This is a genomic window from Streptomyces sp. NPDC085481, assembly GCF_044541845.1.
In the GTDB taxonomy this organism is placed as follows: domain Bacteria; phylum Actinomycetota; class Actinomycetes; order Streptomycetales; family Streptomycetaceae; genus Streptomyces.
On sequence record NZ_JBITTJ010000012.1, the window covers coordinates 88,891 to 105,542 of the forward strand.

Genomic DNA, 16,652 nt, shown 5'->3' on the forward strand with positions numbered 1-16,652 from the left:
CTTACCGGAAGTACTTGTCGATCTGGGAGGCGGACACGGCACCTTCACCGCCCGGCACGACGGGGCCGACGATGCGTAGTTGCGCCGCGATCCAGTCGTCGTCGGCCTTGGTCGACTTCTTGGTGTAGTCAAGGTGGTTGGAGATGTGCGCGCATGCCTGGAGGAGAGTCTTGACCTGTGTCCCCCAGGTCCTGTTCACCTCCGTGAGGGCCGCACCGGAGTCGAATCCGTCGCCCTTCAGGCTGGTTCCCGCAGTCTCGCTCGCCGTGTTCGCGTGCTTGCCCGCCGGTTCTAAGCCGTTGAACAGCCCGTAGGCGGCGTGCCCGATCTCGCCGAGGTCGTCGTCCTCGACCACATAGTCGGCCGATCCCTTCGCTGGAGTCGAACCACCGGCACTGTCCGCCTTGTTCAGTCTCATGGCGACGGCCGCCTTCTCCGCGGCCCACTCGTCATCGAACGACATCGTCGACACCCCCGTGTCCTTGATCGCAAGACTGCCCGGCGCGCCACGCTACCCATGCGATCCACGGCCGGCGATATTCGATCGATCATCCGTACGGGTTCTTTACGCCCCGGCGCCCAGCGCCGTGGCGGCGTCCGAGGCCGACCTGACCGTGGTGCTCCAGGTGCCCGCCGCCGAGCCGCTCCGCCCCTCCGCGGCGGCCGCTTCCTGGCGGCCGCCCTGGCGAACTTCGTCGTCGTACCGCTCGTGGTCGCCGCCATGTTCACGTTCCTCAGGCAGCGATCTCACCAGGGAGTGGAAGGCGTTCGAGGCCCGGGCCGAGGCCCTGCCCGACGACCACCGCGCGGCGTGGGAGCAGATCAAGGGCCACCTCTTCCCCCACGGGGACCTCACCGGCCGCAACCTGATGCCGATCCTCGACGCCGCCCTGGGTCTGCTCGAAGAGACGGCGGCGGACCGGCAGAGCGTCCACGAGGCCCTCGGCGACGACATCGGGGGCTTCTGCGCGGCGCTGGCCGGCGGGGAAGGGGCCCGAACCTATCGCGACCGCTGGCGCCAGCAGTTGAACAGGAACGTCGCAAGGAAACTGAGCCGGCTGGGAGGCTGACATGGGCATCCAGGACATCATCGAGGGCAAGAAGCAGTGGCGGGCGCACAAGGCTCGGGTCAAGGCGCTCCCGCCGGACTACCGGATCGTCTACAAGGAGATGGAGAAGTACTTCTTCAAGGTCGGACCGGTCGATCTGCCCGACGGCCCCCTGCTCCCCGGGATCGTCGACTTCTTCGAGGAGGGCGTTGCCTCGGGCAAGGGCGTCTTGGAACTCATCGGCGACGACGTCGCCGCGTTCTGCGACGACCTGGTCAAGGACTCACGCACCTACGCGGACGTCTACCAGGAGTCCATCAGCGGGCAAGCCGGCACGGCCGACGAGTAGCGCCCCTCGCCTCAATCCAGCGGGCGCAGTGGCCCGCACGCGCGGTTCGTTCGCTTCGGCGTCGCAGCGCGAATGGGCCCGGAGTCGACAGGCCGCCGGAAGCCGCCGCAGATCCTGCCCGCCGAGGCGGTCGAGTCCGCCCGCTGACCTCGCTCAGCCCTGCCAATGCCTCCGGCGCGCGAGGATCCGGTGGCGGGCCGCTCGACACCGTTCCCCGGGAAGGAAGCCACCACGCCGCCTATCTTGCCGGCACCGTTCGGGCCGAGCAGCGGCATGAAGCGCCGCCTCGACCTCGCCATGACGCTGGTCGGCAGCCCCCGGATCATCTTCCTCGACGAGCCGACGACCGGGCTCGACCCGCGTTCCCGCCACAACATGTGGGGCATCATCCGCGGCCTCGTCTCCGACGGAGCGGCCCTATTCCTCACCACCCAGTACCTGGAGGAGGCCGACGAGCTCGCCGACCGCATCGCGGTCCTCAACCACGGCAAGACCGCCGCCGAAGGCACCGCCGAGGAGCTCAAGCAGCTCATCCCGGGCGGGCACATCCGGCTCCGCTTCACCGACCCTGGCGCGTACCGGTCAGCCGCCGACACCCTGCGCGAGGTCGCCCTCCCCACGCTCTCGGCTCCGCTCGAGCAGGGGGTACCCCCATCGACGATGGCACTGTCGCTGTCCATCCCAAGCGACGGTGACGCCGTGGGCGTGGCCATCGGCTTCCGGTCCACGGACGCGACCGCCCTGGATCCGCCATCGAAACCCTCCGCGGCCTCCTCCTCGGCACCGAGATCGGCAACAACGGCCGGACCGCGATCGCCTGATGCGTCGCCCTCGTCGCGCCCGGTTACCGCTGGTCGACGGCTCGGTTCAACCGCGACCCGAAGTAGCCGCGACGACCAAGCCGGCCATCCTCCCCCCCAACTCGTCCCAGCCGTCCCGAGGCGCCACAGCGACGTGGTCTCGGCCGAGCGGGCGCGGTGCAAGGGGTCCGACGGGTCCGTCGCGCGTGGGTGGCGGGGCTTCGTGACCGTGCGGGACAGCACACGCAGGCCCGCGGCCGCGATCGCGTCCTCGAGTTCGGTACGGCCGCGCAGTCCGAGCCGTTCGGCCAGGTCCGAAAGGATCAGCCAGCCCTCGCCGCCCGGCTCCAGATGGTGCGGGAGACCCGTCAGGAAACCGCGCAGCATCCGGCTGTCGGGGTCGTAGACCGCCTGGTCGAGGGGGGTGCGGGGACGGCCCGGGAGCCAGGGCGGGTTGCAGACGATCAGGTGGGCCCGGCCCGCCGGGAAGAGGTCGGCGTGCCGTACGGCGATCCTGGTCGCAAGTCCGAGACGGGCGACGTTGTCGCGGGCGCAGTGCACGGCGCGTACGTCGTGGTCGGTGGCGACGATATGGCGCAGCCCACGGCGGGCGAGGACGACGGACAGCACGCCGGTGCCGGTGCCGATGTCGAAGGCCGTGGCCCCCGACGGAAGTTCCGCCTCGGCCACCAGGTCGACGTACTCGCCTCGCACAGGTGAGAAGACGCCGTAATGCGGGTGGATGCGGTCGCCCCCGAGCGCCGGGATCTCCACTCCCTTCGTACGCCACTCGTGTGCGCCGATCACACCGAGCAGTTCCCGCAGCGAGCCCACTCCTGCCCCCGCGCTCGGTCCGTGCGCGTGGAGGCACGCCTCCTGGACCCGGGGCGCTCGGCGCAGGGGGATCGTCCAGTCGCGGTCGTACGGGACGAGGAGCATGCCCAGCAGTCGCGCACGGCGGGCCTGTTCACGGCGGTGGAAGCGGAACGCCTCGGTCGGGCTCTGAGCCCGGGGCTGGGACGCCCGTTCGGCGCGGCGCCCGACGGCGGCCAGGAGCCGGCGCGCGGACGGGTAGTCGCCGGTCCAGAGCAGGGCGGTGCCCTCGGCCATCAGTCGGTGCGCCGCGGCGACGCTGATGGTGTCAGCGACGCTGACGATGTGCTGCGGGTGTGGAGTGCCGTTGGCCGAGTACCAGTGGGCCGTGCCCTCCAGGCGGCCTTCCAGCGTCCACGCCATGACCTGTGCCGTCACCGAACCTCAACTCTCATGAGGGACGATCTTCGACGCCTCTGAGCACCTTGAGTGTTTCGGAACGAGACATTTGCGTCCCCCTGACGCCTGACGGCCATTGCCTTACACGATGTATACGGCGCCCGGCGCGAGCATTCGCCCCCCAGGGTGAGCGCCGAGGCTCGTCGGCCGGGTCGTCGCGAGATCAGGAAGACATCAGGAAGACGTCAGGAACGGGAGACTCACCGCCAACGGCGCGTCAGGGTGCCGGGCCTCTTCGGGCGCCGGGACTAACTTGGCCGCATGCGACGGCGTTTCACGGCACGCCACTCATGGCGCTCCACAGCGAGATCCGGCACCGAGGCACACAACCACCAGTGGGCCGGGGAACTCCGGTACGCAGGTTGCCGGGCGACGGGCTTCCTGGCTCTGCTGCTCGTCGTCGACGCGGCGTACGGGACGCTCAGCGCCCTGCGCTCCGGCTTGTGGGCGGCCCTGGCCCTGACGTTGTTCCTCATCCTGCTGCCCCCGCCGGCCCCGGGTGCAAGGTCGACGGAGAGACGGCCAGAGCCGTCTTCAGGGCCTCCGGGATGGACGCCTGAAGTCTCCGCGGCGCCCAGTCGCTTCCGTAGACTCCGAGGTGTCCCCGGTCGGCGGCTGCAGACGACCGGATGGTGACCGTACCCCGTCCGCGCGGTGGCGCTTCCACTCCCCGGCCGCCGGCTCGCGGCGCTCAGGGCCTCCGCCCCGGAGGGTGCGGCTGCACCCCGGTCATCAGGAAGTCCAGCCCCCGCCGGGTCGTCGCGAGGACCACCCGGTCCCCCGCGCGCAGGACCCGCCCGTGCGGCGGGCGCCAGTCGAGGCCCTGCCGGTCGAGCCGCAGCCCCGCCAGCGTGTCCATCGAGGACGCGGAGAACCGGGCGCCCGCGGCGCCGACGGCCAGGACGCGCCACTCGTTCTCGCGGAACGCCGCATGGACCGAGCGGCCCTCGAGCTCCGGGTGGCCGGCCACGTCGACCACCGTGAACAGCAGCGAGCCCCGTTCGACCGGCATCACCCCCAGCACGTGCCGCCCCATCATCGCGGCGGCGAAGGACGCGGCGGCCAGCGCGGAGACGCTGCGGCTGCGGGTGAGGGCATCGGGGTACGAAGCCCGCATGGTCCGCGAGACGGTGGCCGCGAAGTCGTCGTCGTACAGCCGCATCACCACCCTGACAGCCGGGTTGGCCTCCCTCGCGGCCATGACGATGTCCAGGTTCTCGCTGTCCTCCCTGGTCAGGACGAGCAGGGACTTGCTCTGCCCGATACGGGCCCGGTCCAGGACGCCGGGCGCGGTGGCGTCCTCCAGGAGGAGCGGCACCCCGAGCTCGCGGGCGAGCTCGACCCCGCGGGCATGCGGGTCCCGCTCGACGGCGACGATCTTGTGGTCGGTGGTGGCGAGCCGGGCCAGGACCCGCGTACCGATCTTGCCGAGTCCGACCAGCACGATGTGGTCGCTCAGGTTCTCGGACGGCGGGTGGTTCGCGGAGCCGGTACGGAAGGCCTCGGTGGCGTGCATGGTGGCGGCCACGACCAGCGGGAGGATGGCGAGGCCGACGAAGCCCGCGACGAGCTGCAGGATCTGGCGGGCCGGCTCCTCGTCGGTCGCCGGGTCGCCCATGGTGAAGATGTCGAGCAGCGGGAGGTACACGGCCTTCCACAGCGGGCCGTCCAGGACGAGGGCGGTCGCGACGGAGAGCAGGAGGACGATCGCGGCCAGTGCCTTGAAGACGGCGGTGACCTCCTTGGAGACGAAGACCTTCCACGGCAGGTGGGTCAGATGGCCGAGCAGCAGGTCCCGGTGGCCGCGGGTGGCCTTCGGGGCTTCCGTGGCGTGGTGGTGGGTGACCTCTTCGAGCATGAGCCGGCCGTGGGTGAACTGACGGTGGTAGGCCGTGTGGGTGTCCGGCAGCAGTTGGGTGCCGTCCTCACCGGGTGTCTCCGCGCTGTCCTCGCTCGCCGGGTCGTCCTGGTGTGCCCCGGACAGGACGGCCAGGGTCGCCAGATCGGTCGGCCGGCCGGGGGCGCCCGCCGGACGTACGACTCCCCGGAAGACCTTTCCCTCGACCTGAAGGGTGTGACCCTGGCCGACGGCCGCGGCCGAGACGAGCTCGGGGACGGCGGTGTCGGTGTCGGAAAGGACGGTGGTGGAGGTGTCCAGGGACGCGTCGTCCACACGCTCCACGACTTCGGCGGCTCGGTCGAGGAGCCGTTCCAGATGGCGCCCGCGCTCACGGTTGTACATGCGGATGACCAGGCGTATGGAGGGATTGAGGCTGCGCGCGAGGAGCGCGGCGGTCATGTTGACCTGGTCGTCGCCGTACGTCAGCGCGAGGGCGGCGGCGCGCTCGATTCCGGCCGCGCGCAGGGTCTGCTCGTCGGGCCTCGCCGACACCAACAGCTCGACCGGCGACCGGGGGTCGCGGTGCAGGTCGGCGATCTCCGGGCCGTACGCGTCGCGCCGCGAGGGCAGGACCACGGTCACCGTCTCGCCGCAGACCGCGTCGAGCTCGACGGCGAGACGGTGGGCGAGGCCGTCGTCCCCGCAGATCACCATGTGCTGGGAACGCTGCCCAAGTGGCATGCGCAGATGGATGGTTGACGTCACGTGTACCAAGATTGCCGATTGCGGTGCGCCGGGTACGTGTCGTACGTGAGTTCGGCGTCAGGGTCTCGTATGGATGACGCGTCCGATCCCTCGTGCGGGGTTCCGGTCGGGCGTCCGGTCAACGGAACTCGGCGAGGCGGGGGCGCAGGCCGAGCACGGTGAGGACGCCCGCGGCCAGCAGGGCTCCCACCGCCCAGGGCAACAGGCCGGTGGCCGTGTCCCGTCCGTCCCGTACCGCACCGTCGAACGCGGCCTGGTTGATGCCGGTCACGTCGTCCAGCGACTTCATCCAGGCGCCGAAGTGGGCGTTGGACTTGCCAGGCTCCCAGCTGATGCAGAAGGCGATCGCCTCCCGGTCCTCGCCCTGGGCCAGCAGGGACCGGATCGTGCGGTCGTCGCGCTGGTAGACGGCGTAGGCCTCGACCGTCCGCTCGGCCGCGGCACGCTCGCCCGTGAAGGTGATGTTGTCCAGCTCGCGACGGAACTCGCCTGTGAAGACCCGGTCCTCGTGGTCGGCCTGGTATCGCGCCCAGGTCTCGGCGAGCTTCGCGTCGTACGAGGAGAGTGTCGCGTCCTCGACGCCGTACAGCTGCTGCGACTTGGCGAGGAAGCTCTGCTCGTAAGCGGCGCGCCGCGACGGGTCGAGGAGGTAGCGGCTCTCGTCGGCGTTCGCGTCGTAGGCGAGGGCGCGGGCGCGGGAGAGGGCGACGACCGAGTCGAAGGCGTCGCGTCGGGCGACCCTGAGCTGTTCGGCCGAGGCGGTGAGCAGGTGCAGGCCGAGGACGAGGGCGATGAGGCCGCAGGCCGTCGCGGCGAGCAGGGCCGGGTTGAGGACGCGGTGGAAGCGGCGGGCGAGGTACCGCTGCAGCAGGACGAGCACAGCGAACAGCACGAGACCGATCACCGCGAGGACCGTGGACTGAGTGGCGAGGTCGGAGCGTTCGGCGGTGTACGTGGCGTCGAAGGCGTGGTCGTTGGCCTCGACCAGGCCGCGGGCCTCCGGCAGCAGGCGCTCGGCGAGGAGGTCGGTCGCGGCGCGGTAGTCGACGAGCGCGTCCGCCTTGCCGCCGGCGCGGCCGTCGTTCTCCAGCGCACGCCCCAGCAGCTCCTGGTAGCGGGCGAAATCCTCGGTGAGCGTCTCCACGGTCCGCCCGTCGCCCGCGTCTCCCTCCGCCGCGACGGCGAGCATGCGCAGGTCCTCACTGATGGTGTGCCGTGCCGTCTCGTAGAACTCCGTGGCCTTCGCGTACGGGACGTCCATCCGTCCTCTGCCCGCGTCCCCGCTGGAGAGCAGGATGTTGGCGGCCTGCGCGTCCATGTCGTTGAGGGCGAGGTTGAGCCCGGCGGCGCTGACCGTCTGCGGGGCGTGACGCTCTGCCGTACTGTCCCACGTGCGGGACGCGGCCAGCCCGGCGATCAGGAGCAGGGCGACGCAGGCGGCGATGAGCAGGAGCACCGTCATGCGCAACAGACGTAACCGTGCGGGCAAAGTGTCCCAGTAGCGGCGGCGCAGCCTTTCCGCCGCACCGACGGCACGCCGCCGCAGACGGTGGAGACCGCCCGGCCTGTGCCCCTTGCCCGGCCCGGGCGGTCCCCCTCGCGGAGTGACCGCCCGCGGCGCGTGCTCCACGCCCGTCTGGGCCCCCACGCCCGAACTTCGCGTCTGTCCGGTGGTGATGGTCACGCACCCTCCAACCCACGCCACGGACGGTCGTCCGTCCCCCGTGCCGATCAGTGTCCGATCGTTTTCGGACACGGACTGGGCTCGTTGACGTGGCCCTGACGCTCAGCACGTCCGTTTTCACGCGCTCTTGACGGCCGGTTCGGTCTGCCCGTCAAGAGTGCGCAAGTTCGTTCCGTGAGAACCCCTTCGGGGAGCATCGATGCCCTGGATTCCCTTTCCGTCACACGGCGACCTGAACGCCCGCGGCACCCGGTCCGGCCGTCCCATCGGCCGGTCTTCCGACGGGACGAGCCATGGTGGTGCCTCGTCCCGTCGGGCGCCCGTCAGGGGCCTGGGACGGGCAGGGTCAGGTCGTAAGGGAACTCCTCACCGTCACGCAGGAACGTGAGCCGGGCACGCAGGACGTGCACCCCAGCGGCGAGGGCCGGCTGACCTGTGACGCTCCCGTCGGTGTACGTACCGTCCTCGCCGGGCCCGTAGGCGCCGCCCCAGTCGACGTATTCATGACCGAGGTCGTCCTTCGCCTCGAAGACCAGCAGGATCGACGGCTCGTCGCCCCCGTACGGCAGGGGCGGGGTGATCGTGTACCGGATGGTGAAGGAGTCCCGTCGGACAGCCAGCCCGCGCACCGCCAACTCATGGCGACCGCCCAGGATCGACAGCCTCGGAAGTCCCCTGGCGTCGTCGTCTCCCCTGTTGCTCACGCCGCTCATTTCGAAGATCCTCTCGCCGGGAGTGCCGCCCGCCGTCTCGCCGGGCCGTCAGTGGCCAGGGAGGAATCTAGGAGCTCGGACGCGCCGATCCGGCTGACTCCGCCGGAATTGACGCCCCTCTGACGCAGGCACGAACTCAGGCATCCCGCCACGTTGTCGGCACGGGTGATACGCGTCGCGTGACGTCGATCTACCGAAGTGCGTCCGGCCGGGACGCCGTTCGGCGCTGGTGCGGCGAACGGCTGACGGCCTGGCCGGTGCCCCATGAGTGTGAGGTCTTCGAGGCCAACGGCGCCAAGACCCATGTGGTCGTCGCCGGCGGCGGGAAAACGACCGTGGTGGTCGTTCCTGGCACGAACTTCAACGCGGCCACCGTCCTGCCGCTGGCGACAGCACTCGCCCGTCGGCACCGGACCGTGCTCGCCGACGTTCCGGGGCAGCCAGGACTGAGCTCGGGCGAGCGCGGCCTGGCGCAGGGACGACTCGCCTGGTACGGACCCTGGCTTTCTGAGGTCGTCGGGGCGTGCGTGTCAGGATCGGGTCCGGTGGTCGTGCTGGGCCACTCCTTCGGCGCGGCGATCGCTCTGTCCAGCGCCAAGATGGGCCCCGGTGACACGTGCGTGATGCGCTCGGGCTCCAACATGGTGCGTTACACCTACGAGGAGAAGGCCGACGACTGGGACAACGCGTACCCGGCCGTGGCCACGGCCGTCGGTGCGACGGTCCTGGTCGGCTCGGTGGGCCTCGGAGCGTGGCTCGCCCTTCAGGACGACACCGCGAGGCCGCCTCGCCGACGGGAACCCGGTACCGAAGGCACGGCGGATCCGTCGGACGCGGGTGGGGCGCCTTCGTGACCGTTTGGTTCCGTCGGGAGCGGGGCGCCCCTGCCCGCCGAGCGGCTACGACGGAGGACGCGCCGTGTGGGGAACCGCTGCCGGAAGAGTGAGCGCCATCGCGAACCGTGGCCCGGACGCCACGGAGTCCAGGGTGCCGCCCATGGCCTCGGCCAGATCGCGGGCCAGCCGCAGGATCACGGTGCCCGTCGGTGGGCTCGCATCCGCCATAGGCGCCGCGCTGCCCGACCCGGCTCCGGTCCCGTCCCCCACCCGTATCACCAGCCGACCGGACCGCACCTCGGCGGTCAGGTGTGCGGGCTCCTCGGGCGGGGTGTGGCGCAGGGCTTCCGCCGTCAGCGCGGCCAGTACGCGGGTGAGCACCGCCGCGTCGGCGATCGCGTCGGGGAGGTGCTCCGGCAGGGTGCAGCGAATCCTGTCGCTGCCGGGACCGAGGGTGTCCAGGACCGCGGTCAGCACCTCGTCGAGGTCGACCGGGCGTAGGTAGAGGTCGAGGGATTCGGCACGCAGGCGGCTGAGGTCGTCGAGGTCCGTGACGAGCTGGGTGGCACGGCGCACCGATGCCCGGGCCGTGTCGAGGAGCCGGCCGTCGTCGCGCTGGACGGACGGCCGTCCGTCCGCTGCGGCGGGAGGGGAAGGGAGGCGTCGCAACGCCTCCTCGGCGGCGTGCAACGGGGCCCGCAGATCACGGCTCGCGGCGAGAAGCAGCGAGGACCGCGTGTGTTCCGCCTCGGCGCGAAGGCCGGTCTCGGCCGCCACGGCGGCGAGCCGCCCGTGCGCGTACGCCATGACCAGCTGCGCGGCGCACGCGCCCAGCAGGAGCTGGTCGTCACCGCTGAGGGTGCGACCGCGGGCCGCCAGTGTCAGTCCGCCGGCGGCGGGGCTGTCGACGGGCGTTTCGACATCCGCGTCGTACGGACGTTCCGGCGGGTTCTCTCCGGCGGCGGCGACGACCGACCAGCGAGGATCGGCAGGGTGGTCCGTGTCCTCCTGGAGCAGGCTGACCGCGTCCAGGCCGAAGTCCTCGCGAACCTGTTCGAGAAGCGCCGACAGGTCCTGGCCGTGCATCAGGGAGGTCGCGAGCCTGCTCAGGGCACGCGCCTCGGACCGCGCGCGGACGGCCTCGTACGTGCGGCGCGCGGCTGTTCCCGAGGCCGAACCGACCACGACGGCCGTGACGACGAAGACGAGCAGAGCGGCGATGTCGGACGTGTGCTCCACGTCCAGCGAGTGCAGGGGCAGGGTGAAGTAGTAGTCGGCGAGCAGTCCCGCGGCCAACGCCGTGAACAGGGCGGGCAGCAGACCACCGACGAGGGCGATCACGACGACGGTCAGGAGGTAGAGCACGAGCACGAGGGCCAGGTCCACGTGCCCCCGCAGCGCGACCAGGAGCAGGGTCAGCGCCGGAAGCACCACCGCGGCCAGCAGCATCGCGCCCCAGAACCGACGTGGTCCGGTGGCGCGTGTCGGGTGCGGCAGCCGCAGGGGCGAGGAGGAGCCGGCGGCCTCCTCGTGGGTCACGACGAGCACGTCGATCGGGCCCGAGCGCTGGATCGTCCGGCGCCCCACGCTTCCGTACAGGAAGGTGGAGAGCCGTCCGCGCCGGCTGGCGCCCAGCACGATCTGGGTGACGTTCTCGGCCTCCGCGAACTGCAGCAGGGTCTCGGGAAGGTCGTCGCCGGTCGTCTGGTGGTAGCTGCCGCCCAGCGACTCCACCAGGGCACGCTGGGCAGCGAGGGCGGCCGGATCGGCGTGGACGAGTCCGTCGCTCGGCACGACGTGCAGCGCCAGAAGCTGGCTGCCGGGCGTTCGGGCGGTGACCCGGGCCGCGCGGCGGATCAGGGTCTCGCCCTCCGGGCCGCCTGTCAGGGCGACCATGATGCGTTCGCGGGTCTCCCAGGGGGCAGTGATGCCGTGCTCGGCACGGTAGCGCTGGAGTCCTTCCTCCACGCGGTCGGCGAGCCACAGCAGGGCGAGTTCCCGCAGGGCGGTGAGGTTGCCGACGCGGAAGTAGTGGGTGAGGGCGGCCTCGACGCGGTCAGAGGGGTAAATCTCCCCGTGCAGCATGCGGCGGCGCAGGAGCTCCGGTGGAAGGTCGACCAGCTCGATCTGGTCAGCGCGGCGCGCGACCTCGTCGGGCAGGGCCTCGCGCTGCTGGACGCCGGTGATCTGCCGGACCACGTCGCCCAGTGACTCCAGGTGCTGGACGTTGAGGGTGGTGACGACGTCCGTCCCCGCGTCGAGGAGTTCCTCGACGTCCTGCCAGCGCTTGGCGTGGCGGCAGCCGGGTACGTTCGTGTGGGCCAGCTCGTCGACCAGGGCGACCTGCGGGTGCCGGGCGAGCACCGCGTCCAGATCCATCTCGGTGAAGGCCGCCCCGCGGTGGGTCATGGTGCGTCGGGGGATCGTCTCCAGCCCTTCGGCCATCGCGGCGGTCGGCCGTCGCCCGTGCGGCTCGACGAAACCGGCGACGACATCCGCGCCGCTCGCACGCAGCCGCTGCCCTTCCTCAAGCATGGCGTACGTCTTCCCCACCCCCGGGGCGGCCCCGAGGTAGATCCGCAATCGTCCTCGCGCCATCGGAGGCTCCTACCGATACGCCACACCCACACGCTCTCCCCCTCCATCATGCGCGCCCGGCCCCCGTCACACTCCGGCACCGGCGCCGGCACCACAAATTTGACGTGTCCCTGACGCAAGGAGGCGCATCCGCGGGTCCTGCTCAGCCGTCCTGACCAGTGCCGAACCGTGTTCCGCTTCGGAAAGGCGCTGCCCGGCCATCGGCAGCCCGGCACTTTCCTGATCCCGGTCGCGGACCGCATGCGGAAGGTGAACGTCCAGGTCGCGACGCTGCCGATCCCGACGCAGGAGGGCATCACCCGGGACAACGTGTCGGTCAAGGTCGACGCGGTCGTCTACTACCGGGTCACCGACCCCGCCCGTGCCACGATCGAGGTGCAGGACTACGCCTTCGCCGTCGGTCAGGTCGCGCAGTCGTCGCTGCGTTCCATCATCGGCAAGAGCGACCTGGACGATCTCCTGTCCGACCGGGAGCGGCTGCACGAAGGGCTCGCGTTGATGATCGACAGCCCGGCGGCCGGCTGGGGCGTCCACATCGACCGGGTCGAGATCAAGGACGTGCAACTGCCGGAGTCGCTGAAGCGGTCGATGTCCCGGCAGGCCGAGGCGGAGCGCGAACGGCGGGCCCGGGTGATCACCGCGGACGGCGAGTTCCAGGCGGCGCAGCAGCTCGCCAACGCCTCGCGGATCATGTCCGACACCCCGGAGGCGATGCAGCTGCGGCTGCTGCAGACCGTCGTCGAGGTGGCAGCGGAGAAGAACTCCACGCTCGTGATGCCCTTCCCGGTGGAACTGCTCCGCTACTTCGACCGGGCGGCCCGCAACCTCGACGCCGCTCCGACATCGACACCTACACCGACACCGGAGACGCCGGAAGCTCAGACAGCTACCGCGACCGATCGGTCCGCCCCGGCGGACGCCTCCTGATCGACGGCCGACGGACCTACCGACCTACGGTCCGGCGGTGTCCGGTTCCGACGGAACCGGACCCGCCCCTGCGCGGCAGATGCCGCCCGGCCTGGAAACGCCCGGGCCTGGACACCTGAACGCCCGTTCCTCGTATCTGCTCACACGGGGCAGCCGTGGCGGGCCGTCGACTCGGCCGCGAAGGTGTCCAGCAGCTCCTGGACGTCGGCGGGCCGGAGGTCCCCCGGACCGTCCTGGCCGCCGGACGGGCGGACCAGCTTGACGTACGCCGTACCGAGGGCGCCCTTGCAGGTGAGGGCGCGCATGGTGGCGCCCTTGACGCTGCCGGGGTAGCGGCCGTCCAGATACATCTCCTGCTGGGCGGAGGCTCCGTAGTAGGCGGTCAGGCCGGCGAGCGTCCTCTCTCCGCGCTTCAGGGCGCAGGCCTCGGTCAGCGCGCGGCCGGCCGGCTTCTCGGAGACCGCCGTGACACCCAGTCGGGCCGCCGTCGCGGCGGGGATCACGTTGCGGCAGGTCCCCGTCGCGCGGGCGGGCGGTACCTCGCGCCATTCGCTCAGGTCCACGCCGGACGGACGTGTGCCGAGCGCTCCCTCGCAATGGAAGCGGTCGGCCGCCTTCCGGGCCGTCTCCGTGGCGAGCCGGGCGACTTGGCGGACTTGATCACTCGTCAGGTCCTCGGTGTTCGCCGTGGCCTCGGTCAGCACGAGGAGGCCCTGACCGGGCAGCGCGGCGCAGTCGACGAGGACCGCCGCCTCGGGCCGGCTCCGGCCGACGAACGAGCCGTCCCATCCGTGTCCGAGGGGCGTCGCCGAGGCCTCCTCCGCCGCACCGCTGGCCCGGTGTGCGGCGACCGGGCGGATCTGCAGCCGCAGGGTGGGCCCCGAGTCCTGTCCGCGCGCCGTGACCGAGCACCACTCCGTGTCGTATCCGACCCATTCACCGGTGTGCCCGCGCGCTTCCAGATCGGCACCGGCGAAGAACGTCCGGGCCTCCTCGACCGCCAGCGACCCCCGGCAGCTGTCCCCCAGGTCGTCGCCGGACGCCTTGCCTCCAGCGCATCCGAACCAGACCGCACCACCGGCCGCCGCCATCACCAGGGCTGCGGCGAGTGCCTTGACCCCGGTCATGCGCGCCTTCGTTCGCGAGTGCCCTGTCTCGCTCACCAGCACTCCACCCCCCTTTCGTCCGCGTCCTCGGTGCCCTGCCGCACCCTGGTGGATGACTGATCATCCGGCCGTACGGTTCCGAGCGGTCACGTCGCCTCGGTCGTCGCGTCGGGTTGGAAGGGCGGGGCGCCCTCCTCCATTCGGAGGCTGATGGTCATGGTCAGGCCGCCGCCTGGGGTGTCCTCCGCCGTGACCGTGCCGCCCATGGCCTCGACGAAGCCGCGGGCGACCGCGAGGCCGAGGCCGACGCCCGCGCCGCGCGGGGCGTCGCCGTAACGCTGGAAGGCACCGAAGATACGGTCCTTGGCCTCATCGGGGACGCCCGGGCCGCGGTCGACGACGCGGAGTTCGACGCGGTCGGCGATCGCGCTGGCGGCGACGAGTACCGGTGCGCCGTCGGGGCTGTACTTCACCGCGTTCTCGACGATGTTGGCGACGGCCCGCTCCAGCAGGCCGCGGTCGACGACGACCATGGGCAGGGTCTCGGGGATGTCGAGCTCGACGCTGTCGTCGGGCACGCCCACGAGCGCCATAGGGACGACCTCGTCGAGGTCGGTCTGCCGCAGGACGGCGGTGACGGTCCCCGTCTCCAGGCGCGAGACGTCCAGGAGGTTGCCGACGAGGTGGTCGAGCCGGTCGGCGCCCTCCTCGATGCCTTCGAGGAGTACGGCACGGTCCTCATCCGACCACTCCACGTCGTCGGAGCGCAGCGAGGACACAGAGGCCTTGATTCCGGCGAGCGGGGTGCGCAGGTCGTGGCTGACGGCGGCGAGGAGCGAGGTGCGGATCTTGTTGCCCTCGGCGAGTCGGCGGGCCTCCTCCGCCTCGTCGACGAGACGCTGCCGGTCGAGCACGACCGCCGCCTGAGCGGCGAAGGCGCCGAGCACGCGCCGGTCCTCACCCGGCAGGACGCGGCCGGTCAGGGCGAGCGCCAGGTGGTCGCCGACCGGCATGTCGACGTCCGCGTCCTCGGGCCGACCGACCGGGCGGCCGGGACCGACGACGGCGACGCACCTCCACGGATCGGTGTCGCCGTGGCGCTCCAGAAGCGCGACGGACTCCATCGCGAAGGTCTCCCTGAGCCGTTCGAGCAGGGCGTCCAGGCTGGTCTCACCGCGCAGCACGCTGCCCGCGAGGAAGGAGAGCGTCTCCGCCTCCGCCCGCAGGCGGGCGGCCTGGTGGGTGCGGCGGGCGGCCAGGTCGACCACGGAGGCAACGGAGATCGCCACCCCCACGAAGATCACCAAGGCGACCACGTTCTTGGGGTCGGCGATCGTGAGTTCGTGGATCGGAGGGGTGAAGTAGTAGTTGAGCAGCAGCGATCCCACGGCCGCCGAGGCCAGTGCCGGCCGCAGGCCGCCCAGGAGTGCCGCGGCCACGGTGAGGGTGAGGAAGAGCAGGACGTCGTTCGCCAGACCCACCTCGGGCAAGGCGCCGCTGAGCATCAGGGTGAGCAGCACAGGGCCGGCGAGGCCGACGACCCAGCCCCAGATCGTGCGGGACCGCCCCAGTTTCGCGCGACGCGCCACGGGCAGACCGCGGCCCTTCGCCGCCTCGTCGTGCGTGACGATGTGGACATCGAGGTCCGGCCCGGACTCACGGGCGACCGTGGCGCTGACGCCAGGGCTGAACGCGTACTGCCAGGAGCGTCGGCGGCTCACCCCCAGGACGATCTGGGTGGCGTTGACCCCGCGCGCGAACTCCAGGAGTCCGGTGGAGACGTCGTCGCCGATGACATGGTGGAAGGTGCCGCCGAGGTCCTCGACGAGGGTGCGCTGGACAGCCAGCTCCTTCGGCGAGGCGGAGGTGAGTCCGTCGCTGCGCGCGATGTAGACGGCCAGGACCTCGCCGCCGGCGCCCTTCTCGGCGAGGCGGGCCGCTCGGCGTATCAAGGTGCGTCCTTCGGGGCCGCCGGTGAGGCCCACGACGATCCGCTCGCGGGAGCCCCAGATCTTCGAGACCCGGTGTTCGGTGCGGTACTCCTGGAGGTACTCGTCGACCCGGTCGGCCGTCCACAGCAGCGCCAGTTCGCGCAGGGCGGTGAGGTTGCCGGGGCGGAAGTAGTTGGAGAGGGCAGCGTCGACCTTGTCCGGCTTGTAGACGTTGCCGTGGGCCATCCGCCGTCGCAGGGCCTGCGGCGACATGTCGACCAGTTCTATCTGGTCGGCGCGGCGTACCACCTCGTCCGGGACGGTCTCCCGCTGCCGCACCCCCGTGATCGACTCGACGACGTCGCCGAGCGACTCCAGGTGCTGGATGTTGACCGTGGAGATGACGTCGATGCCGGCCGCGAGCAGCTCCTCGACGTCCTGCCAGCGCTTGGCGTTCCGTGAGCCGGGGATGTTGGTGTGGGCCAGCTCGTCCACGAGCGCTACGGCGGGCTTCCGGGCCAGTACCGCGTCGACGTCCATCTCGGTGAACACCGTGCCTCGGTACGCGATCTCCTTGCGCGGCATCGTCTCCAGGCCGTGCAGCATCACCTCCGTGCGCGGCCTGTGGTGGTGCTCGACGAAGGCGACGACGCAGTCGGTGCCGCGCTCCACCCGCCGGTGGGCCTCCGAGAGCATCGAGTACGTCTTGCCGACGCCCGGTGCCGCGCCGAGGTAGATACGGAGCTTTCCGCGTCCCATGGTTTCGTTTCTCGTCGATGTCG

General features: G+C 71.3%; 10 protein-coding genes and 4 pseudogenes. 6 read left to right on the forward strand and 8 right to left on the reverse strand.

The annotated features are described in order from the left end of the window. Position 1 precedes the first annotated feature (1 nt). Entirely contained in the window at positions 2 to 463 is a 462-nt protein-coding gene (locus ACIGEZ_RS24105; RefSeq protein ID WP_399834362.1) for a hypothetical protein, read from the reverse strand. Between the two features lie 271 nt (positions 464 to 734). Between ACIGEZ_RS24105 and ACIGEZ_RS24110 the strand changes: the two are divergent. From ACIGEZ_RS24110 to ACIGEZ_RS24125, 4 genes and pseudogenes are all read left to right on the forward strand, one after another. Continuing rightward, positions 735 to 1,070 (forward strand): annotated as a pseudogene (locus ACIGEZ_RS24110) (DUF1048 domain-containing protein); the annotation flags it as partial. 1 nt (position 1,071) lies between these two features. Beyond that, positions 1,072 to 1,398, forward strand: a complete 327-nt coding sequence (locus tag ACIGEZ_RS24115; RefSeq protein ID WP_399834364.1) for a DUF1048 domain-containing protein — start codon at positions 1,072 to 1,074, stop codon at positions 1,396 to 1,398. A gap of 264 nt (positions 1,399 to 1,662) precedes the next feature. Further along, positions 1,663 to 2,091, forward strand: a pseudogene (locus ACIGEZ_RS24120) (ABC transporter); the annotation flags it as partial. Between the two features lie 56 nt (positions 2,092 to 2,147). Then, a pseudogene (locus ACIGEZ_RS24125) lies at positions 2,148 to 2,285 on the forward strand (ABC transporter permease); the annotation flags it as partial. A gap of 42 nt (positions 2,286 to 2,327) precedes the next feature. Here ACIGEZ_RS24125 and ACIGEZ_RS24130 read toward each other — a convergent pair. The 4 genes and pseudogenes from ACIGEZ_RS24130 to ACIGEZ_RS24145 form a co-directional block, all read right to left on the reverse strand. Beyond that, positions 2,328 to 3,434 (reverse strand): annotated as a pseudogene (locus tag ACIGEZ_RS24130) (methyltransferase); the annotation flags it as partial. A gap of 727 nt (positions 3,435 to 4,161) precedes the next feature. Then, the gene (locus ACIGEZ_RS24135; RefSeq protein WP_399834366.1) at positions 4,162 to 6,051 is read right to left on the reverse strand and encodes an NAD-binding protein; all 1,890 of its coding nucleotides are present in this window, start codon (positions 6,049 to 6,051) and stop codon (positions 4,162 to 4,164) included. Between the two features lie 142 nt (positions 6,052 to 6,193). Continuing rightward, the gene (locus ACIGEZ_RS24140) at positions 6,194 to 7,537 is read right to left on the reverse strand and encodes a hypothetical protein (protein ID WP_399834368.1); all 1,344 of its coding nucleotides are present in this window, start codon (positions 7,535 to 7,537) and stop codon (positions 6,194 to 6,196) included. 545 nt (positions 7,538 to 8,082) lie between these two features. Beyond that, positions 8,083 to 8,472, reverse strand: a complete 390-nt coding sequence (locus ACIGEZ_RS24145; RefSeq protein WP_399834370.1) for a hypothetical protein — start codon at positions 8,470 to 8,472, stop codon at positions 8,083 to 8,085. A 257-nt stretch (positions 8,473 to 8,729) separates the two neighbouring features. On the opposite strand from ACIGEZ_RS24145, the gene ACIGEZ_RS24150 reads away from it, so the two are divergent. After that, on the forward strand, positions 8,730 to 9,326 hold the full coding sequence (locus ACIGEZ_RS24150) for an alpha/beta fold hydrolase (protein ID WP_399834372.1): 597 nt from the start codon (positions 8,730 to 8,732) through the stop codon (positions 9,324 to 9,326). Positions 9,327 to 9,371: 45 nt separating this feature from the next. Here ACIGEZ_RS24150 and ACIGEZ_RS24155 read toward each other — a convergent pair whose 3' ends face one another. Then, positions 9,372 to 11,906, reverse strand: coding sequence for a DUF4118 domain-containing protein (locus tag ACIGEZ_RS24155; protein WP_399834374.1), 2,535 nt, complete (start codon positions 11,904 to 11,906; stop codon positions 9,372 to 9,374). Positions 11,907 to 12,074: 168 nt separating this feature from the next. On the opposite strand from ACIGEZ_RS24155, the gene ACIGEZ_RS24160 reads away from it, so the two are divergent. Next, positions 12,075 to 12,833 (forward strand): slipin family protein, encoded by a 759-nt coding sequence (locus tag ACIGEZ_RS24160; protein ID WP_399834376.1) that lies wholly within the window; start codon positions 12,075 to 12,077, stop codon positions 12,831 to 12,833. 140 nt (positions 12,834 to 12,973) lie between these two features. Here the strand turns inward: ACIGEZ_RS24160 and ACIGEZ_RS24165 are convergent, their stop codons facing one another. Next, a complete protein-coding gene (locus ACIGEZ_RS24165; RefSeq protein WP_399834378.1) occupies positions 12,974 to 13,960 on the reverse strand; it encodes a hypothetical protein in 987 nt (328 codons plus the stop codon). 125 nt (positions 13,961 to 14,085) lie between these two features. Beyond that, complete coding sequence (locus tag ACIGEZ_RS24170; RefSeq protein WP_399834380.1) at positions 14,086 to 16,629, reverse strand: ATP-binding protein; 2,544 nt, start codon at positions 16,627 to 16,629, stop codon at positions 14,086 to 14,088. Between the last annotated feature and the right edge of the window lie 23 nt (positions 16,630 to 16,652).